The organism is Marinobacter sp. KMM 10035, from assembly GCF_046537445.1.
GTDB lineage: Bacteria > Pseudomonadota > Gammaproteobacteria > Pseudomonadales > Oleiphilaceae > Marinobacter > Marinobacter sediminicola.
In genome coordinates this window covers 229,609-248,964 of record NZ_JBBVMG010000003.1, presented here as the reverse complement: position 1 = coordinate 248,964, position 19,356 = coordinate 229,609, and the positions used below count along the sequence as shown (strand labels likewise).

Genomic DNA, 19,356 nt, shown 5'->3' with positions numbered 1-19,356 from the left:
ATCCATGCCGTGGGGTGAATTCAAGGATACTGCCGCCGAGCGCAGACTGTTCCAGCGTCGTGTTACTGTTATGCTGGTGGTGGTATTCCTCCTTTTGTCAGTGCTTGTTGCCCGTATGTATCAGCTCCAGATTGTCGAGCATGATATTTACACCACCCTCTCTGATAAAAACCGCGTGCAGGTCCAGTCTGTGCCGCCCCCCCGCGGTCTTGTATACGATCGTAACCAGGTTTTGCTGGCGGAAAATCGCCCCGTCTTCAGCGTAACTGTAGTGCCGGAACGTGTTGGCGATACAGGTGCTGCGCTTGAGCAGCTTGTCAGTATTCTTGATATATCCGACGAGGATTTGGAGCGGTTTCAACGCCGCTTACGCGAGCCTCGCCGCCCGTTTCAGGAGATTCCGCTGCGCTACGACCTGACCGAAGATGAGATTGCTCGTCTGGCGGTACACCGGCACGAGCTGCCGGGCGTAGAGGTTGAGGCCGAACTGGTTCGATATTACCCCCATAGTGAACTGACGGCTCATGCGCTGGGGTTTGTCGGACGAATCAACCGTGACGAATTGCAACGGATAGACCCGGTTAATTATGCTGGCACCAACTACATAGGGAAATCCGGGGTTGAGCGGTTTTACGAAGCGCTTTTGCACGGAAGGGTTGGCTACCAGCACGTAGAAACCAATGCGCGGGGCCGCACTCTGAGAGTTCTTGAGCGCGAAAATCCGGTGCCAGGTGAGGACCTGAAGCTGCATCTGGACTTGCGTTTGCAGGCGCGGGCCCATGAGCTCCTTGACGGTCGCCGGGGGGCTATCGTCGCCATCGAGCCTGCAACAGGTGGGATATTGGCATTGGCCAGCGTACCGGGCTTTGATGCCAACCAGTTTGTGACCGGTATCAGTGTGGCAGACTATCGTGAGCTGAGTGAGAGCAAAGACAAGCCCCTGTTTAATCGAGCTTTGCGAGGGCAGTACCCTCCAGGATCTACGCTTAAACCCATGCTGGCGATTGCGGCTCTGGATAGTGGGGCGGTCACAAGGGATCACACCATTTGGGATCCCGGGCACTTTCAAATCAATTCGGCAGGTCGCCGTTGGCGTGACTGGAAGCGGGGCGGCCACGGCTGGGTTGATCTGACCTATGCAATGGCGCAGTCCTGTGACGTCTATTTTTATGAAGCGGCTATCGAAATGGGTGTGGACACCATGGTCGATTATTTGGCTCGTTTCGGCTTTGGCGAGGATGCGACTCTCGATGTGTCTGGCGCTTTAAGCGGCATTTTGCCTTCCCCGGACTGGAAAAGAGGCACACGTAATGAGCCCTGGTATCCGGGAGACACGGTCAATCTAGGTATAGGGCAGGGCTTTATGTTGTCTACGCCACTGCAGTTGGCCACAGCCACTGCGCTGATTGCCAACCGTGGCGAGTGGGTAGAGCCAAGGTTGCTGAAAGATATCCAGGGTGACCGTTCCGCAGACGAGTTTTTGCCTTCCGAAACCCACGAGCCGTTACAGCTCAAAAACCCGAGTGACTGGGAATTCATAGCCGACTCCATGGCCGAAGTGATGCATGGAGTGAGGGGCACCGCCCGCGCTGCAGGCCGCGGAGCTCCTTACCGCATGGCCGGAAAAACCGGCACCGCCCAAGTATTCAGCCTTGCAGAAGATGAAGAGTACGACGCCGAGGAGGTGCGGGAACGATTGCGCGACCATGCTCTGTTTGTTGGTTTTGCGCCGGTCAAAAACCCACAGATTGCGGTTGCTGTGATTGTTGAAAACGGCGGGGGTGGCAGTAGCACCGCAGCCCCTGTGGCCCGGGCTCTGTTCGATGCCTGGATACTGGAGTTTTCTGCCGCTGCAGGTTCCCTCATCAGCAAAACCGATTCGCAAAGTGAGACACCTTGATGGCCCCCCGGGAAGTGTTCAGTTCAACCGCCAGCAATCCTCTTGGTCGCCCGAAAGGCCTGTGGTCTGCCCTGCATCTGGACCCGATTCTTCTCTTCCTGCTCATTGCCCTGATTTCCAGTGGCCTTTTCGTGCTGTATAGCGGAGCTGATCGGAACCTGGATGTTGTTAAAGCACAGGGCGTGCGCTTTGCCATCGCGTTTGTAGTGATGCTGGTTTTCGCTCAGCTTGATCCTTCTGTTTTCCGGCGCTGGGCGCCCTGGCTCTATATTCTCGGGCTCGCGGGCCTGGTTGCTGTTTTGTTCATGGGTGTGGGCGCGAAAGGTGCGCAGCGCTGGTTGGCACTACCGGGTTTGCCACGGTTTCAGCCATCTGAGTTGATGAAGCTGGTTGTCCCCATAATGGCCGCCTGGTATCTGTCTCGCCACTTCTTGCCACCGCGGCTGTCTCGAATTGGCGTCGGTCTGGTAATTGTGTTGCTCCCGATGCTTCTGATCGTGAGGCAGCCTGATCTCGGGACCTCGCTTCTTGTGGGAATGGCGGGGCTGTTCGTGGTGTTTTTTGCCGGCATGAGCTGGAAGCTCATAGGCGCATTTTTGGCCATGGTGTCTGTCGCGGCGCCGGTGATGTGGTTTTTCGGAATGCGCGATTACCAGAAGCAGCGAGTGCTGACGCTGCTGGACCCGCAGAGCGATCCGCTGGGTGCGGGCTGGAATATCATTCAATCCAAAACTGCTATTGGTTCGGGCGGTTTTGATGGCAAAGGCTGGCTTCAGGGCACCCAGTCGCATCTTGAGTTTCTTCCGGAAAGCCACACGGATTTTATAGTGGCAGTTCTGGCGGAGGAGTTCGGGTTTGTTGGGATTCTGCTGTTGCTCAGTGTGTACTTCCTGATTATTTTGCGCTGCCTTTTTATTTCCGTTACCGCTCAGGATTCGTTCAGCCGTCTTGTGGCGGGTGCGTTGACCATGACCTTCTTTATCTACGTGTTTGTCAATGTCGGCATGGTGAGTGGTCTGCTACCAGTGGTCGGGGTCCCTTTGCCGCTTGTGTCCTATGGTGGAACATCAACCGTTACCCTGATGGCGGCGTTTGGTATTCTGATGTCCATACATACCCACCGCAGGATGATCTCGGCCTGATGTCAGGCCGGTAATGGTGATAGGGGCCGCGAACCCGTTACAATGATCGCGAGAGCTGTAACTTCTATTCGGCAGCGCATATTTCAGAGGGCATCTGTACAGTGACATTTTATCGCTCAGGGTTATGGCTGTTGGGCTTGGCGGCAGTAACTCTTGCCGGCTGCGCTTCAGCCCCAACGCCTGCGCCAAACGGCACCGATCATTCATCACGCTACACGATTACTCAGGACCGGGCGCCCACAGGAAACTTTGATGCCTCGGGCTTGTCAGATGCAGTGCCCGTATATCAGGCTCCCGTCAGGGCGGGGAACAAATCCCCTTATACAGTTTGGGGCAAACACTACACAGTAATGGACAGCAATGACGGCTATGTCGCTCGCGGAACCGCAAGCTGGTATGGCGAAAAATTCCATGGCCACAAAACGTCTAACGGCGAAACGTTTGATATGTACGAAATGTCTGCCGCCCATAAATCGCTGCGGATTCCGGGTTATGCAAAAGTGACCAATCTGGATAACGGCCAATCTGTGATTGTCCGGGTTAATGATCGGGGGCCGTTCCACGGCGACCGCCTCATTGATTTGTCTTACGCGGCGGCCAAGAAATTGGGTTATCAGTCTCGTGGGACGGCACGCGTAGAAGTAGCATCCATCACAGTGAAGCCAGACGGCAGGATGTTCCTGGCTGGTCAGCCCTTTGCGCTGGACGGGCAGCAGAGGCGCAGTCCAGTGCAAACACAAACTGCTGGCACCGCATTTGACGGGCAGGGCGGCGGACTGTTTGTTCAGCTCGGCTCCTTTAGCAGTCGCGACCCGGCAGAAAAGTTACAGACCCGCGCCATGGATATGCTCGGTAGCTCTTTGGGTGGTAACTCTGTGCGAGTGCGCGCAGTGGACACAGCCTCAGGGCGCTTTCACCGGGTTCAGGTTGGGCCGTTTCAGGATGAAGGCACAGCACGAAAAACACAGAGCCTTTTGGAAGCTGAAGGATTTGCGCAATCAATTGTGCTGACCGATTCTGACTAATCGTCAGATCACACAAAAAACACACTTAACGACGAACGAATGGACCCATGGCATTAAAATCAGTTTTTCGCTCACTCTCTTTTGTTTCAGCAATCTTTGCGTTTGTGCTGATGCTGACGGTATCAGGTCAGTCAGCTTCACAGACAGTACTGATTCCCTCGCCGCCGCAAATTGCTGGCAGTTCCTACGTGCTGATGGATCCGAAAAGTGGTCGAATCATCATGGAGGAGAACAGTAACGAGCGCTTACCGCCGGCCAGCCTGACCAAAATGATGACAGCGTACATTGTTGAGCGGGAGCTGGACGAAGGCCGGATCAGCATGTCCGACATGGTTCCTATCAGCGTTAAGGCATGGAAAACCGAGGGCTCCCGTACGTTTATCAAGGAGGGCACCAGCGTATCCGTAGAGGATCTCCTCAAAGGCGTAATCATTCAGTCGGGTAACGATGCCTCTGTTGCGCTGGCGGAGTTTGTTGCAGGCAGTGAGGGTGCGTTCGTGGATATCATGAACCAGCAAGCTCAGCTCCTGGGCATGAAGGATACTCACTTCCAGAATGCCACTGGTCTGCCTGCCGCCGATCACTTTTCCACCGCTTATGATCTGGCTGTTCTGGCCCGTGCGATCATTAATGATTACCCGGAGAACTACCCGATATACGCGGAGAAGCACTTTACTTACAACAATATCCGTCAACCAAACCGCAACAGCCTGCTGTGGCGCGATGAAAGTGTCGATGGGCTCAAAACCGGCCATACTGAAGAGGCAGGGTACTGTCTAGTTGCTTCAGCCAAGCGCAACGACACACGCTTTATTGCGACAGTGATGGGAACCAGCAGTTCTGAGGCGCGGTCTCAGGAAATTCAGAAAATGCTGAACTACGGGTTTCGCTACTATGAAAGCGAGCGCTTGTTCCGCGCTGGTCAAGAGCTGATTGAAGCCAAGGTATGGGGCGGTCAGTCGGACAAGCTTTCGGTGGGCATGCTTGAAGATGCCTACGTGACCATTCCCCGCGGGTCCCGCAACAGCCTGGAATCCAGCGTGGATCTGGATTCAGTGATCAAGGCACCGATTCGTGCCGGCGATGAGCTCGGCCGTGTGAAGGTGTCCTTTAATGGCGAAGTACTGATCGACCAACCAGTGCTCGCGCTGACGGAAGTTCCTGAAGGCGGTTTGTTCAAGCGCATCTGGGACGCCGTCAAGTTGTTTTTTGTTCAGTTATTCCAGTAAGGGCGAGTTGAGCCCGGGAGAAAAGCGGCATGAGCGAGCCGAAAGCGCCAAAAATAGAGTTTCCCTGTGATTACGGCATCAAAGTGATTGGCGATGCCGCACCGGATTTCAAAGAGTTTGTGGTAGCGGTTGTTGAGCAGCACGCTCCGGGAATCAAAGAAGAAGATATCTCGGTAAAAGACAGCAGGGAAGGTCGGTTCTGCTCGGTACGGCTGAATATTCTGGCGACCGGCGAACCACAGCTAAAGGCCTTGTTTGAGGATCTCAAGGCCAGCGGCCGCGTTCACATGGTGTTGTAAATGCCATGCCTGATCTGATTGTCAGGTCTTTAGGGCAACAGCCCTATCTGGAAACCTGGGAAGCCATGAAAAGCTTCACGGCGGAAAGAGGCGACGACTCGAATGACGAGCTTTGGTGCCTGGAACATCCCCGGGTGTACACCCAGGGCCAGGCCGGCAAGGCAGAACACATTCTGGCGCCGGGTGATATTCCGGTAATCCAGGTGGACCGTGGTGGACAGGTGACCTATCACGGGCCTGGCCAGCTGGTGGTTTACCTGATGATTGGGTTAACCCGTCGCAAGATAGGCGTGAGGGGGCTGGTCGACATTATTGAGCAGGGTATAGTGCGCACGCTTGCCGAGCTTGATATTGTCGCAAAACCTCGGTCGGATGCGCCGGGTGTTTACGTGGGTGATGCAAAAATTGCCTCCCTCGGATTGCGAGTTCGTCGTGGCTGTTCGTTCCACGGCTTGGCACTGAATGTGGATATGGACATGGAGCCGTTTCGGAGGATTAACCCCTGCGGTTATTCAGGTTTAGCCATGTGCCAAACCAGTGACTTTGCAGCCTCGGCGTCAATTGATGATATTGAGCAGCGGCTGGCAGCGCAGCTCGTTGCAGGGCTGGGCGATACTGCAGTGAGTTACCGGAAGGGCTGGGAGGATCAGGCTGGTTCGTGGGACTGATGAACGCAAACACGGTTGCGCCCGAGCGCTTTTGCACGATACAGGGCTTCGTCTGAACGCTGAAGAAGCTTGTCGATAGACTCCGCCCCCTTGATACTTGCGACGCCAATGCTGGCAGTGCAGTGCACTTCTGTGTGAGCCACCATCACAGCTTTTTCAGCGATTGATTCACGAATCCTGTTGGCAATCTGCACCGCCCCATCTGCGTCGGTTTCTGGTAGTAATACCAGATATTCCTCGCCTCCCCAGCGAGCGGTAGTGTCCAGTTTTCGGGCTCCTTCATGTAATGTTCTAGCAACCAGCACAATCAGCTCATCACCTACATGGTGACCGTAAGTGTCGTTTACGCTCTTGAACAGGTCGATGTCCACCAGTAGCACGGAAAATGGCCTGCTGGTGCGAAGGTAACGCTCGTATTCCGCTTCCAGTTGCGCCAAAGCTTCTCGGCGGTTTGCCAGTCCTGTGAGCGTGTCATGTTTGGCGGCGTACTCGAACTCCTGGGCCAGCGCGAGCAAACCAAGTTTGCTGCGCCGCCGGCTCCGATCAAGGATGTAGCAAGTGATCATTTCAAAGCCGAGGGCTACAACCATGGTAATCCGGAAGCTGGTGCTATAGGGCAGATTCAGTAATTGGTCTGCAAGCGGGCTGAAGAACAGCAGCATAACCCCCGTAAATCCGAAGAGGCAGGCGCCAACACCAAACCGCGCATCGCTGATGTAAAAAATGATGGGTGGGTAGGCAAAAAGCCAGATAATCGCTGAGCCATTCTCTAACGCGCTGACTGACACATAGATAAATACGGTGGTGGTCAGACCAATAAACGCGCGTCGCTGAAAGGTTTTGTGGCGAAACGCAGTGTAAATCAGCAGATTGGTGATCATCAGAACGGCAAATACTATGAGCAGACCCGCCGACAGGTGTTCGCCCTGCTCGACAGACCGAGAGGCAAAAAAAACAAGCAATGGCACTGCTGTAATACTCAGCCAGTTAATCAGAACCGGGACTGGAATTTCACCCGACACTCGGAGCTGAGAGTGCTCATTTGCAGGAGGATCAGGCGCAATATTCGACATAGAGTGAACTGGATCTTATTGATGATTATCAGCACGTTTGATTCCGTGTCCATCCAATAGTAGACCGTATTCAGAGCCGGAGTTGTGTCAAAACGTAAAACTAGCCAGAGGCTGACAGCAAACTACTTCGGCGATGGCCAGACTGTATGGGTATCAGAGCAGGTATAAACCGACGAGCATGGATGAACAATGGCCGGCAAGCCGCAAAACATGGGTCGAATCGGAGAGGTCGGGTGGCTGAAGTATCCGTATAATGACACGAGACACCCACTGCTGTTACGTTTAGAGTGCTAATCAGAGAGCCATTCAGGGTTAGTAAATTCTCAGATCCGGACAGGTCATACATGTCATCCAGACAGTCAGGTAATTCAGTCTCCCGTATCAAGACCGGCAGCTTTGAGCGCCGGCTGAGCCTAACTCGCGCCGGGCTCTTTGCCGGAACGCGTGTCGCTTCGCATATGGCTACAAACTGGTTCAGCAGCAAGGATAAGCGGGATGAACGCCACCGCGCCATGCTGTCCAAGCAAGCCCACCTTCTGGTGGAAGAGCTGGGGAGGCTGAAAGGCAGTGTGGTCAAAATTGGCCAGGTGATGGCGCTTTATGGCGAGCATTTTTTGCCCGAAGAGGTCACGGAAGCTTTACATACGCTGGAGGATCAGACTACCTCTCTGGAGTGGCCTGCTATTGAGCGGGTACTCAAAGCTGAGTTGGGCAGCGACAAGTTTGCTGAGCTGGATATAGACCCTGAGCCTATTGGGGCAGCATCTCTGGGGCAGGTGCACCGTGCTTTGCGGCGCAGCGATGGACTGGAGTTGGTGCTCAAGGTTCAGTATCCGGGTGTTGCCGATGCGGTTGATAGCGATTTAAATGCGGTGGCTCAGCTACTCAGAGTGGCTCGGTTGGTGAGCTTCGGGCCGGAGTTTGAGGACTGGCTGGAAGAGGTGCGACAGATGATGCACCGGGAGGTGGACTACCATCTCGAGGCGCGCACCACAGAGAAGTTTCGCCAAATGCTCAAGAGCGATCCTCGGTTTGTGGTTCCCCGGGTGTTGCCGGAGTATTCCAGTGCGCAGGTGATTGCGTCTACCTATGAGCATGGCCATTCGGTGAGTGCGGATGTGGTAAAGGAGCTGTCACTGGAGCGCCGTAGTGCGCTGGGAGAAGCCGCGCTTGAGCTGTTCTTCCGGGAGTTGTTTGTATGGGGTGAGATACAGACAGACCCCAACTTCGGCAACTACCGTATTCGCATTGCTGGAGAAAGCGGGGAAGGTGTGGAGCATGATCGAATCGTGTTGCTGGACTTTGGCGCGGTGCAATCCTACACCAGCGAATTTCTCGACCCGATTATCCAGATGATTCGTGCTTCCTATGAAAATGACCTGGAATCGGTGATCGATGGAGGGGTAAAACTGCGCTTCATGAGCACAGACTGGCCCAAAGAAGTTTTGGAGAAGTTTGGCGAAGTGTGTATGTCGGTACTGGAGCCCTTATCGAGTGATCACGTAAATTGGCCGGACTACGCAGTAAACAGCAAAGGTGAGTACCGCTGGAAACAAAGTGACCTGCCATCACGGGTAGCGCGGCAAGCGGCACGTTCCGCCATAAGCCGTTACTTCCGCGTGCCGCCTAAGGAATTCGTGTTCCTCAACCGTAAGCTTATCGGGGTGTACACCTTTATTGCTGTGCTGCACTCGGAGTTCAACGGCGAGCCCTTGTTGCGCAAGTACCTCTATGGCGGCGGTGATGATATGCCCGATGCTTCAGCGACCAACCAGATCACAAAGGCGTAACGTACACCTTTACCGATACCTACAAGCACAATGAAATTGAGCCAGGGCACTCGCATAATGCCGCCAACCAGCGTCAGTGCGTCACCGCCCAGGGGCAGCCAGCCCAAGAGTAAAGACCACTGGCCATAGCGGTTAAAACTGTTTCTGGCCTTGTGCAGCTGCGTTTCACTTAGGGGGAACCAGCGCTTGTGTTTGAAACGATCCACCTGCCTGCCGATGATGCCGTTCACCACAGACCCCAATGTATTGCCCAGTGTTGCCCAGAACCACAGCCACCACATGGGATAACCCTGGACAACCAGCGTGCCTGTCAGTATCTCCGAATAGGCAGGCAACAGAGTGGCCGCTGCGAACGAGGTCAGAAATAACGTCAGGTAAACCACAGAGTTGTCCTTAAGGTGATGGGTGTTTGTGCTTTCGCCCTGTTAAACCCTACTAAGTATGACCCGTTACTATAGCGGTTATTTAGAGCTTCAATTTTTTAAATTCCCTCAATCATGTCATCATGAATTCAGGTTTATTTATACCCCTTGTAACTACCCTGGAGTCGTTCAGGGGTAACTTTTTTGGAGGCGTTTATGGAACAAGTAACAATATACGGCCGTTCAAGCTGCGGGTTTTGCGTGCGTGCAAGAAGCCTGTGTGAATCTCGCAATATGCCTTACATTTGGGTTGATATGATCGAGCATGAAATGACCAAGGAAGATATTGCCGACAAAATTGGCCGTGCCGTTCATACCGTGCCTCAAATTCTTGTGGGCGAAACCTACATTGGTGGTTATGACGAATTTTCGGCGTACGTACGTGAGTTGGAAGCGGGAAAGGTTTAGTAAATCACGCTTCTGTTAATGAAAAAGGCTCTGCAGTTACCTGCAGAGCCTTTTTTTAACGGCACAGAATGGGCCGAGCATTAATCAGAGCTGAAAGTCGGTTTTCAGCTTCTTTTCCGCGAGAGTGTTCTTAAGCTTCGCAACCCGCGGCAGGCCGTTATCAAACGGAGGGAAGTTCTCGCCGGCGATCAGAGGTAGCAGGTAGTCGCGGCACTCTTGTGTAATGCCGAAGCCATCATCCGTAATGTAGTGGATCGGCATTTTCTTTTCCTGGTTAGCGACTTCACTAAGTGGAGCTTCGCCAATCGACCATACGTATGGTTTTGCTTTCTCGCGAACAATTGTAGGCATAACCGCCTGCTTGCCAGCCAGAGCCATTTCCACAGCCGCTTTGCCAACCGCGTAAGCCTGCTCAACGTCGGTTGCAGAGGCAATGTGTCGAGCGCTGCGCTGAAGGTAATCTGCAACCGCCCAGTGGTACTTGTGCCCCAGAGCCTGCCTGACCATGTTCGCCAGTGCTGGCGCTACGCCACCGAGTTGAGTGTGGCCGAAGGCATCTTTGGCGCCGGCATCCGCAAGGAAACGACCGTCTTCATACTGAGCGCCTTCTGACGCAACGACTACGCAGTAACCGTATTCTTTCACGCAGAAATCGACCCGCTCCAAAAATGCTTCGCGGTTAAACGGGATTTCAGGGAACAGAATAATGTGGGGCGGCTCACCTTCGCCCTGGCCAGCCAAACCACCGGAAGCTGCAATCCAGCCCGCATGGCGGCCCATTACTTCAAGAATGAATACCTTGGTGGACGTCTCGCACATGGACTTGATGTCCAGGCTGGCTTCCAGCGTAGATGTGGCAATGTACTTGGCTACAGAGCCAAAGCCCGGGCAGCAATCGGTAAACGGCAGGTCGTTGTCGACCGTTTTTGGCACACCGATGCAAGTAATGGGGTAACCCATCTTCTCGCCAATTTGTGAGACCTTGTAGGCGGTATCCTGGGAGTCTCCACCGCCGTTGTAGAAGAAGTAGCCGATATCGTGTGCACGGAATACTTCGATCAGACGCTCGTATTCCCGACGGTTTTCCGAGATGTTCTTCAGCTTGTGGCGGCAAGATCCGAATGCGCCGCCCGGGGTGTGGATCAACTCTTGAATGGCTTCATCACTTTCGAGGCTGGTATCGATCAGCTCTTCGTACAGCGCGCCCAGAATGCCGTTGCGACCGGCAAACACTTTGCCGATTTTGTCCGAATGCTTACGGGCGGTCTGGATGACCCCGCAGGCACTCGCGTTGATTACAGCGGTAACACCGCCAGACTGAGCGTAAAATGCGTTCTTGATGGCCATCTCGGGGTGGAGTCTCCAGTTGATTCAACAATGGTGCAGATGATACGTCAAATGCGCGCAATTTTCATGGCAGGAAGTGCGGATAGCAATGCGCTTGACGGCACCGAATGGATACGGGAGGCTTGTCGGGTTTCAACGCAGAGGACAGACGGCGAATGCACATTCATATACTGGGGATTTGTGGCACATTTATGGGAAGCCTTGCGGTATTGGCAAGGGAGCTCGGCCACACAGTTACCGGTTCCGATCAGGGTGTCTATCCACCCATGAGTACGCAGCTAGAGGCCCAGGGCATCAGCCTGATGGAAGGTTTCAGCCCGGAACACCTTGAACCCAAGCCGGACCTTGTATTGATCGGCAATGCCATGTCCCGGGGTAACCCTGAGGTTGAGGCAGTACTTAACCGTAATATCGATTATATGTCTGGCCCGGAGTGGCTGGCGAGAGAGGTCCTGCGGCATCGTTGGGTATTGGCGGTTGCCGGCACTCACGGCAAAACTACCACCACAGCTATGTTGCTCTGGGTTCTTGATCAGGCGGGGCTTGCACCCGGGTATCTGGTGGGCGGCGTGCCAAAAGATTTTCCGGTTTCAGCCAGTCTGGGTGATAGCGACTTTTTTGTTATTGAAGCTGATGAGTACGACAGTGCTTTCTTCGACAAACGATCCAAGTTTGTTCATTACCGCCCTCATACCCTGATCCTGAACAACCTTGAGTTTGATCACGCCGATATTTTTGAAAACGTAGAGGCGATTGAACGACAGTTTCATCATCTGGTTCGCACGGTTCCTTCCCAGGGCATGATTATTCGCCCAAGCCTGGATGAGCACCTGGATAAAGCCCTTGATATGGGATGCTGGAGCCCGGTTCAGGATATGGCTATCGGTAGCGAAACAGCCGCATCGGTTGATTGGCGTGCCGAACTGTTATCCGAGGATGGTAGCCGATTTATGGTGGTTCACCATGAGCAGCCCGTTGCGGTGGTGAAGTGGAATCAAACGGGTATGCATAATGTTCGTAACGCCCTCGCAGCCATTGCTGCTGCGAAGCATGTAGGGGTAACGCCCGATCATGCAGTGGCTGCACTCTGTCGCTTCTCTGGTGTAAAGCGTCGCATGGAGTTGCTGGCGGATATTAATGGCGTGAAGGTGTACGACGATTTTGCCCACCACCCAACAGCCATAGAAACAACGCTGGATGGGCTGCGTAATCAAGTGGGCGAGGAACCGATAATCGCTCTTATTGAGCCTCGCTCCAATACGATGAAGCAGGGTGTTCATCAGCATACGTTGCTGCCGAGTGCCGCTTTGGCCGACAAGGTCTATTGGGCCAACCTGAACACTATGGACTGGTTGCCTGAGTTGGTATCAGAGTGGCAGTCCGGCAATCCTGAATCCGGAAAGCATCTTGTAGAATCCACCGTAGAGGGGTTGATTGAGCGTGTAATGGCAGATCTGCCCAGCCCTTGCCACATCGTTATCATGAGTAACGGTGGCTTTGGTGGTATTCATGGAAAGCTCGTAGCCGAAATCGAACGAGTCCATGGTTGACCCGGTGTATAAGGAGTTATTTCGTTGACCCAAAACATACCCGATAGTTTGTCGAAAGCTCGAACCATAAATCTGGCGTTCACCGGAGCCTCCGGTGCCCAGTATGGCCTGCGTTTGTTGCAATGCCTCGTGGCAGCGGGCTGCCGAGTGCATGTAATGATCAGCAAGGCAGCGCAAATTGTTATTGCGACTGAAACCGACCTGAAGCTACCGGGAAGCCCGTCCGCAATCCAAAAGGTGCTGACAGAATACGCGTCAGCAAAGCCGGGGCAAGTTTTGGTATTTGGGCGTGAAGACTGGTTTTCCCCGCCCGCTTCCGGCTCAGGAGAGAAAGCACCACTTGTGGTCTGCCCCTGTAGTACGGGAACGCTATCGGCACTTGCCACTGGAGCCAGTAACAACCTGATTGAGCGTGCTGGCGATGTGGCGCTTAAGGAGCGCCGCCAACTGATTCTGGTTACCCGCGAATCGCCATATTCGCAAGTTCATCTGGAAAACATGCTGAAGCTTACCCAAATGGGGGCAGTGATCATGCCGGCCAGCCCCGGGTTCTACCACCGTCCCGAATCTATAGAGGATCTTGTGGACTTTATCGTGGCTCGAATTCTTGATCATCTGGGGTTGCCGCAAGACTTGATGCCGCGCTGGGGGGAGGCTCGGGTGAGCGCCAAAATAAGTCGCAACGATGGTTTTGGCCAGCAGGATTGATGGTTTTAACCATTGAGCAAACCCGCCTGCAAGAAGAGACTTGGTGAACGTTAATTACAACATTGTTCACTGACCGAGGTTTACCATGATTCCACGCACGCTCTTCGACGCAGACCTTGACGGCTTCCGGGACTCTGTCCGGAAATTTCTTGAGCAAGAAGCCGCGCCCTACCACGAGCAGTGGGAAAAAGATGGCCAGGTGAGCCGCGAACTGTGGGAGAAAGCAGGCGCATTGGGCTTTTTGTGCCCCACCATGCCTGAAGAATACGGCGGTGTAGGCGCTGATTTCCGATACAGTGCGGTTATCATGGAAGAGGTCTCCCGGGCCGGGCTTTCGGGCATTGGCTGGACGCTGCACTCCGATATCGTTGCACCCTACATTTTGAATCACGGTTCCGAAGAACAAAAAAAGCACTATCTGCCCAAGATGGCAACTGGCGAGATGATCACAGCTATCGCCATGAGCGAGCCCGGTGCGGGTTCTGATCTTCAGGGGGTGAAAACCACTGCTTTGAAGGATGGTGACAACTACATACTGAATGGCTCAAAAACCTTTATCACCAACGGGCAGATGGCTGATCTGGTGATCGTTGTCGCCAAAACGGATCCAAAGGAGGGCGCCAAAGGTATCAGTCTTCTGCTGGTCGAATCCGACTCGGAAGGGTTTCAGAAAGGCCAGAACCTGAACAAGGTTGGCATGAAGGCCCAGGACACCTCTGAGCTGTTTTTCCAGGATGTGAAAGTTCCGACCAAGAATCTGCTCGGCTCGATGGAAGGGCAGGGCTTTATGCAGTTGATGATGGAGCTTCCTGCCGAGCGCTTGCAGATTGGTATTACGGCAATTGCTGCCGCAGAAGCCGCCTGGCAGTGGACTCTGGACTACGTGACCGAGCGTAAAGCTTTCGGCAAGCCGGTGATCAAGTTCCAGAACACTCGCTTCAAAATGGCTGAGATGAAAGCAGAAATCACGGCTGCCCGAGTGTTCACCGACCGTTGCCTGGAACTTCACCTGGACAAAAAGCTGGATATCCCAACAGCGGCTATGCTGAAGCAGTACACCACCGATCTGCAGTGCAGAGTAATGGATGAGTGTGTTCAGTTGCACGGTGGCTACGGTTATATGTGGGAATACCCGATTGCCCGCGCCTGGGCTGATTCACGGGTTCAGCGCATTTACGGCGGAACCAACGAAATCATGAAAGAGATTGTTGCCCGCGCGTTTTAAATCAAGCTAAGGAAAGCCTCGGGCCAGTTCCCGGGGCTTTCTTGTTACTTAACTTTACAGATTGCCAAACCTATCAAGGTCTCCAGCCTTCACATCCCCTAAAGTAACGGCACAACCTCTAACAAGGATAAATGGTTGCCGTGATGAAGCCCCTTATTTTCCTGCCTGTTTCCGTACTTTTTCTCGCCATTGCCGGTTGCGGCAATGAATCCGATGAGCTGCCTGTCGATGGCCGTAATTTCGACGGTGTGCAATACAGCGATCCTGCACCCTATACCGGAAGGGTGATAGACGGTTACCTGAAAAATGCCCGGGTATGGTTGGATATGGACGGCGATAGCCAGTATACGCCGGGGCCCATGGAATATGAGCTTGCATCCGGCCGCATAGTTACCCTGCCTTCTGGAGAGCCTACCGCCATGAGTGGCGAAGATGGGCAGTTCTCGATTGATATCTCGGAACTGATGGTTGATCCAAAGATCGGCCCCAATATAGATTCTCGGGCTTTTCCTTTGTATGCGCTGGCGCTCCCCGGCAAGACAGTGGAGCAGACACGCATCGGAGACGTACCGGTTGCTCGCGCGTTCTTGCTATCTGCCGCGCCAGGTGTGAGTAATATCTCACCTCTGACGACTCTGGCACGCTATCGCAGGCTCACAACAGCGGGCTTGCTGTCGGGTTCCGGAAATAGCGTGTTATCGGGCTTCGAAGGTATCAACTTGCTGCGGGATTATGTCCTGGCTAAAGATGATAAGGCTCACGCATACGCGCAGGCCTTGGCGCGCTTCTCTGCTAGCCAATTCCCGGATGACTATAACGATGCACTGGCTCGGCCTGAAAGCGATGGCAAGGAGCGGCTGCTCAGCCCGCAGGGGGCTTACCTTCTTGGGATTTCCCTGTTGCAGAATGCCGGTGATGTCATTGCCGTTGTAGATTCGGCTGCTCAAGGCAACTACGCAAACGTGGACGTCGACCAGCTTGAATTACCCTTGGTGCCGTTGGAGTTAAGTGACCCGGTACTGCTGACAAGTCAGCGCATCTATGCTCAGCCCAGGCAATCGAATGAGCTCCCTACGAACAGTTCGAATTTGATGGTTTCCGCAGAACTGATGTTTGAATATAGCGAGGATGGGCGACTGCAAACTATTAGTTCAGAGGGGTGTCTTACGCCTTCGATGCAAGAGATTGCCAGGCTGATCAGTGTAAATGGGTATATGGCTCATCTCGGTACCCAGTGGTTGCCTTCAGCGTCGCTGTCGCCTCAGAGTAAAATTGCCTACGACAATCCAGGTGTCGATGAACGGTTGGTGTTTGACTGGGCGGCACGCAAAGCAACGTTTGAAACCGGTACCGCCTGTCACCTGCTTGAGGGGATTCAGGCGGGATCGACTGAGCTGGGGGGCGAGCCCGAGGTAGCGTATAGCTGGAGTTATAGTGGTGGGAAGTTGGCGCAGTTGGAGGCTAGGATTCCCCAGCAAAACGGTACGATTACCCGAACACTCACGCCAGAGCGGACTAATGCTCTTGAAGGCTTTCCTGGGTACCAACTAAAGGAAGAGGGGGTGGAGGTGGAGTCGTTGGTATACAGCGATGTTTTCCAAAGCTGTGCGATCGACGACAAAGTTGACCCTGTGACGGCCGCGCATGTGGTTACGGGGTTTCAAGACTATGACTTCTATGGCCATGAGCCCCAGCCTGCCGCATTTACAGGGCTTGCCTTGGAGTTTGATACCCGGGGTGAGCAGGTTCGGCTCCTGCGATACGGCTTCCTGGCGCCGGAAATGTCCGGGCTTGGTAACGTCGATGCCGATGGTGGTTTCGAGTGGACGATGTACTACCCGCCAAGATCCAGTGAAACCCCGCTCGGAGGTACACCAAATCTTATTCAGAAGGCTTATCTCAAAAACTACAGCCCTAACCAGGCCTGTGGTCGATCGTTCGAGGAATCGCTGTCGGGTGCTTATGCATGGATAGAGTATAAGTACAAAAACCTTTCTCAATACCTCGTGGATCAGCTGTAATAACGGATAGCTCGAAAGGTCGTGAAGAGTGAATTGGCATTCTCGTGTGCCGATATTAGAGCCACTGGTTCTGCACCAGTGGCTCTCTCTTTAGTTCGTTATTCAACTTCTACTACGATATCGTGAATTTTACCGGTGAAACGGGTTTCCTCTGGTCCGTAACCAATACCCAATGCGACGGGTGTCTGGTTATCCAAACCGACATCGGCCGTTTCATCGGCAGAGAATACATTCGGCTGGGTTTTTTCGATTCTGCCCTTGGCAACCTGCTTGCCATTGACCGACAAGGTTGCATTGCCTCCTTTGCCAAGACCGCCGCCGTCATAGTCAAAATCCAATACGATAGTTGCCTTACCCTCGGACAATGGCGTTTTGCTTTCCACGACATAGCGTTCGAGCCCGAGCCAGTTGTACTCGTAAGCTGGTTTGCCGTCACGCATATGCAGCGACCAACCACCATAGCGACTGCCCTGAACCAGCAGCGCACCTGAAGCACCGCCTTCCGGCACGTCAATATTGGCGGTAATGGTCAACGATCGGTTTTTTACGTTGAGGAAGGTGTTTTCCAGCATTCCGTCCATACCTTCGTACAGTGTCAGTGACTTTCGGTCGCCCATCAGGTCTGGACGCCCCGCAATTGCAGCATTCGTTCGCGCAATGGTTCTGTCGTCGATGGGCAATACATGGTACCTCTCCGCCTCAACCATAAACTCGTTTTGTAGCTCAGCAAGCTTTTCAGGGTTCGACGAGGCAATGTCAGTTGCCAGGCTGAAATCGTCGGGCACGTAGTAGAGCTCCCAGACGTCGTCCTCCAGAGGTGTAAGGTCAGAGGTTTGCCAAGGAGCACGGTGAATTGTGCGCGCCATCCAGCCGTCTTTATAGATGCCTCGATTGCCAAACATTTCAAAATACTGAACGGTGTGACGTTCTTTTGCCCCCGCATCGTTAAAGCTATAGAGCAAGCTGGTCCCCTCGATGGGCACCTGCTTTGTGCCGTTGACGCTTTTCGGTTCAGGTAAGCTGGCGGCTTCTAATATTGTTGGCGCAACATCGATCACATGGCTGAACTGGCTGCGCATCCCGCCTTTCTGTTTGATACCTTCAGGCCAGTGGACAACCATGCCATTACGTGTGCCACCAAAGTCACCCGCTACCTGCTTGGTCCACTTGAAGGGCGAGTCGAAAGCTACAGCCCAGGCTGCGGCCATGTGTGGGAACGTTTCCGGGCTGCCCCACTTGTCGATCAGCGGCAGCATATCTTCAACTTTTTCCTGCACACCATTGAAATAGGTCATTTCGTTATACATGCCAATCATGCCGCCCTCGGCACTGGTGCCGTTGTCTCCGGCGATATAGAAAACCAGAGTGTTGTCCAATTCGCCGATGGAATCGACGGCATCGATCAGCCGGCCTATGTTGTGATCGGTGTGCGCAACAAACCCTGCAAAGGTTTCAGCCTGTCGGCGAAACAGTCTTTTATGGTCGTCGGGTAGATCTTTCCAAGCGGACAGGTCCGATGGGAGAGGGGGGAGTTTGGTGCTTTCTGGTATCACCCCGGCTGTCTTCTGGCGCTCAAAAGTCGCCTGTCGTACAGCGTCCCAGCCGTCATCAAACTGGCCATGAAACTTCTCGATCCACGGCTTTGGCACATGATGTGGTGCATGGGTGGCGCCGGTGGCGAAGTACATGAAAAAGGGCTTGTCGGGGGTCATGGATTGCTGTGCCTTGACCCAGTTGATCGCCTGGTCCGTCATGTCTTCTGTGAAGTGATACCCCTCCCTTTTTGGCGGGACAACGCGTTTAGTACCATCAAAGATCAGAGGTGACCATTGGTCAGTTTCGCCACCAATGAAGCCGTAGAACTTGTCGAAGCCCTGGCGCGTTGGCCAGCGGTCAAAGGGGCCGGAGACGCTGGTTTCCCAAGCAGCTGTTTCATGCCACTTGCCAAAGGCACCGGTACTGTAGCCGTTGAGACGCAGCATCTCGGCCAAGGGTGCAACACGGTTCGGAATGCGGCCTGTATTACCAGGGTAGGCAGTGGCCGTTTCCATTATGGAGCCAGTGTTTGCGGTGTGATGGTTGCGTCCGGATTTTAGTGCAACGCGTGTTGGTGAACACAGCGATGTTGTATGGAAGTTATTATATCGCAGGCCACTCTGGGCGAGCTTGTCCAGCGTGGGTGTAGGAACAGGACCTCCGAATGTAGAGGTTGAGCCAAAACCGAGGTCATCAATCAGGACGATCAAAACATTCGGTGCGCTTTTGGGTGGCGTTACCTCCCACCGGGGTGGTGGCTGAGTGTTGCGCACATCCAGTTCAGTGTAGTGCTTTGGGTCTGGCTCTGATATGGGCAGGATAGTCCTGTCCAGTTGCTGACTTGCATTCTGCGAGGCAAATGAAATGCCGGGCAAGATAAAGCACGCCACTATCAATAGGGACTTCCATATGTTTCTATTATTATCTTGCACGGTCCTTCTCCTTTCTCCAATTATATTTAGAGCTTGGGAAGTATAGTCCACGTTAGTATTTGACAAGTAATTATGTTGTGT

At 53.7% G+C, this 19,356-nt stretch carries 16 protein-coding genes; 12 read left to right on the top strand and 4 right to left on the bottom strand.

Features of this window, described 5'->3' with window-relative positions; all coding sequences use genetic code 11:
- Positions 1–4 precede the first annotated feature (4 nt).
- From mrdA to lipB, 6 genes are all read left to right on the top strand, one after another.
- On the top strand, positions 5–1,900 hold the full coding sequence (gene mrdA / locus AADB16_RS16645; protein ID WP_410804900.1) for a penicillin-binding protein 2: 1,896 nt from the start codon (positions 5–7) through the stop codon (positions 1,898–1,900).
- Positions 1,900–3,042: a rod shape-determining protein RodA gene (gene rodA / locus AADB16_RS16640; RefSeq protein WP_410804898.1), complete on the top strand. Its 1,143-nt coding sequence runs from the start codon at positions 1,900–1,902 to the stop codon at positions 3,040–3,042. The genes mrdA and rodA overlap by 1 nt, the downstream gene beginning before the upstream one ends.
- Before the next feature lie 101 nt (positions 3,043–3,143).
- Entirely contained in the window at positions 3,144–4,067 is a 924-nt protein-coding gene (locus tag AADB16_RS16635) for a septal ring lytic transglycosylase RlpA family protein (RefSeq protein ID WP_309044884.1), read from the top strand.
- 47 nt (positions 4,068–4,114) lie between these two features.
- Complete coding sequence (locus tag AADB16_RS16630) at positions 4,115–5,296, top strand: D-alanyl-D-alanine carboxypeptidase family protein (RefSeq protein WP_410804895.1); 1,182 nt, start codon at positions 4,115–4,117, stop codon at positions 5,294–5,296.
- Positions 5,297–5,325: 29 nt separating this feature from the next.
- On the top strand, positions 5,326–5,595 hold the full coding sequence (locus AADB16_RS16625; RefSeq protein ID WP_410804893.1) for a YbeD family protein: 270 nt from the start codon (positions 5,326–5,328) through the stop codon (positions 5,593–5,595).
- A gap of 5 nt (positions 5,596–5,600) precedes the next feature.
- On the top strand, positions 5,601–6,263 hold the full coding sequence (gene lipB, locus AADB16_RS16620) for a lipoyl(octanoyl) transferase LipB (protein ID WP_410804891.1): 663 nt from the start codon (positions 5,601–5,603) through the stop codon (positions 6,261–6,263).
- Here the strand turns inward: lipB and AADB16_RS16615 are convergent.
- Complete coding sequence (locus tag AADB16_RS16615) at positions 6,242–7,336, bottom strand: GGDEF domain-containing protein (RefSeq protein ID WP_410804889.1); 1,095 nt, start codon at positions 7,334–7,336, stop codon at positions 6,242–6,244. The genes lipB and AADB16_RS16615 overlap by 22 nt on opposite strands.
- 344 nt (positions 7,337–7,680) lie before the next feature.
- Between AADB16_RS16615 and AADB16_RS16610 the strand changes: the two genes are divergently transcribed.
- Positions 7,681–9,126, top strand: coding sequence for an ABC1 kinase family protein (locus AADB16_RS16610; RefSeq protein ID WP_309044880.1), 1,446 nt, complete (start codon positions 7,681–7,683; stop codon positions 9,124–9,126).
- Here AADB16_RS16610 and AADB16_RS16605 read toward each other — a convergent pair.
- A complete protein-coding gene (locus AADB16_RS16605; RefSeq protein WP_309044879.1) occupies positions 9,066–9,509 on the bottom strand; it encodes a YqaA family protein in 444 nt (147 codons plus the stop codon). The two genes, AADB16_RS16610 and AADB16_RS16605, sit on opposite strands and share 61 nt — an antisense overlap.
- 195 nt (positions 9,510–9,704) lie before the next feature.
- Here AADB16_RS16605 and AADB16_RS16600 point away from each other — a divergent pair, with 195 nt between their 5' ends.
- Complete coding sequence (locus AADB16_RS16600) at positions 9,705–9,956, top strand: GrxA family glutaredoxin (protein ID WP_298449736.1); 252 nt, start codon at positions 9,705–9,707, stop codon at positions 9,954–9,956.
- Positions 9,957–10,040: 84 nt separating this feature from the next.
- Here the strand turns inward: AADB16_RS16600 and AADB16_RS16595 are convergent, their stop codons facing one another.
- Positions 10,041–11,303, bottom strand: a complete 1,263-nt coding sequence (locus AADB16_RS16595) for a 6-phosphofructokinase (protein WP_309044878.1) — start codon at positions 11,301–11,303, stop codon at positions 10,041–10,043.
- Between the two features lie 155 nt (positions 11,304–11,458).
- On the opposite strand from AADB16_RS16595, the gene mpl reads away from it, so the two are divergent.
- The 4 genes from mpl to AADB16_RS16575 all read left to right on the top strand — a co-directional run bounded on the left by mpl (position 11,459) and on the right by AADB16_RS16575 (position 16,807).
- Positions 11,459–12,853, top strand: a complete 1,395-nt coding sequence (gene mpl / locus AADB16_RS16590; protein ID WP_410804886.1) for a UDP-N-acetylmuramate:L-alanyl-gamma-D-glutamyl-meso-diaminopimelate ligase — start codon at positions 11,459–11,461, stop codon at positions 12,851–12,853.
- Positions 12,854–12,877: 24 nt separating this feature from the next.
- Positions 12,878–13,561, top strand: a complete 684-nt coding sequence (locus AADB16_RS16585; protein WP_410804884.1) for a flavin prenyltransferase UbiX — start codon at positions 12,878–12,880, stop codon at positions 13,559–13,561.
- A gap of 85 nt (positions 13,562–13,646) precedes the next feature.
- Positions 13,647–14,786, top strand: coding sequence for an acyl-CoA dehydrogenase family protein (locus AADB16_RS16580; protein ID WP_298449742.1), 1,140 nt, complete (start codon positions 13,647–13,649; stop codon positions 14,784–14,786).
- A 143-nt stretch (positions 14,787–14,929) separates the two neighbouring features.
- Positions 14,930–16,807: a hypothetical protein gene (locus AADB16_RS16575; RefSeq protein WP_410804991.1), complete on the top strand. Its 1,878-nt coding sequence runs from the start codon at positions 14,930–14,932 to the stop codon at positions 16,805–16,807.
- A 98-nt stretch (positions 16,808–16,905) separates the two neighbouring features.
- On the opposite strand, the gene AADB16_RS16570 is transcribed toward AADB16_RS16575, so the two are convergent.
- On the bottom strand, positions 16,906–19,275 hold the full coding sequence (locus AADB16_RS16570; RefSeq protein ID WP_410804882.1) for a sulfatase-like hydrolase/transferase: 2,370 nt from the start codon (positions 19,273–19,275) through the stop codon (positions 16,906–16,908).
- Between the last annotated feature and the right edge of the window lie 81 nt (positions 19,276–19,356).

Bases quoted from the DNA above. Each gene is read 5' to 3' on its own strand.
- mrdA (WP_410804900.1), top strand. From the start codon at position 5: ATGCCGTGGGGTGAATTCAAGGATACTGCCGCCGAGCGCAGACTGTTC.
- rodA (WP_410804898.1), top strand. From the start codon at position 1,900: ATGGCCCCCCGGGAAGTGTTCAGTTCAACCGCCAGCAATCCTCTTGGT.
- AADB16_RS16630 (WP_410804895.1), top strand. From the start codon at position 4,115: ATGGCATTAAAATCAGTTTTTCGCTCACTCTCTTTTGTTTCAGCAATC.
- AADB16_RS16625 (WP_410804893.1), top strand. From the start codon at position 5,326: ATGAGCGAGCCGAAAGCGCCAAAAATAGAGTTTCCCTGTGATTACGGC.
- lipB (WP_410804891.1), top strand. From the start codon at position 5,601: ATGCCTGATCTGATTGTCAGGTCTTTAGGGCAACAGCCCTATCTGGAA.
- AADB16_RS16615 (WP_410804889.1), bottom strand. From the start codon at position 7,336: ATGTCGAATATTGCGCCTGATCCTCCTGCAAATGAGCACTCTCAGCTC.
- AADB16_RS16610 (WP_309044880.1), top strand. From the start codon at position 7,681: ATGTCATCCAGACAGTCAGGTAATTCAGTCTCCCGTATCAAGACCGGC.
- AADB16_RS16600 (WP_298449736.1), top strand. From the start codon at position 9,705: ATGGAACAAGTAACAATATACGGCCGTTCAAGCTGCGGGTTTTGCGTG.
- AADB16_RS16595 (WP_309044878.1), bottom strand. From the start codon at position 11,303: ATGGCCATCAAGAACGCATTTTACGCTCAGTCTGGCGGTGTTACCGCT.
- mpl (WP_410804886.1), top strand. From the start codon at position 11,459: ATGCACATTCATATACTGGGGATTTGTGGCACATTTATGGGAAGCCTT.
- AADB16_RS16580 (WP_298449742.1), top strand. From the start codon at position 13,647: ATGATTCCACGCACGCTCTTCGACGCAGACCTTGACGGCTTCCGGGAC.
- AADB16_RS16575 (WP_410804991.1), top strand. From the start codon at position 14,930: ATGAAGCCCCTTATTTTCCTGCCTGTTTCCGTACTTTTTCTCGCCATT.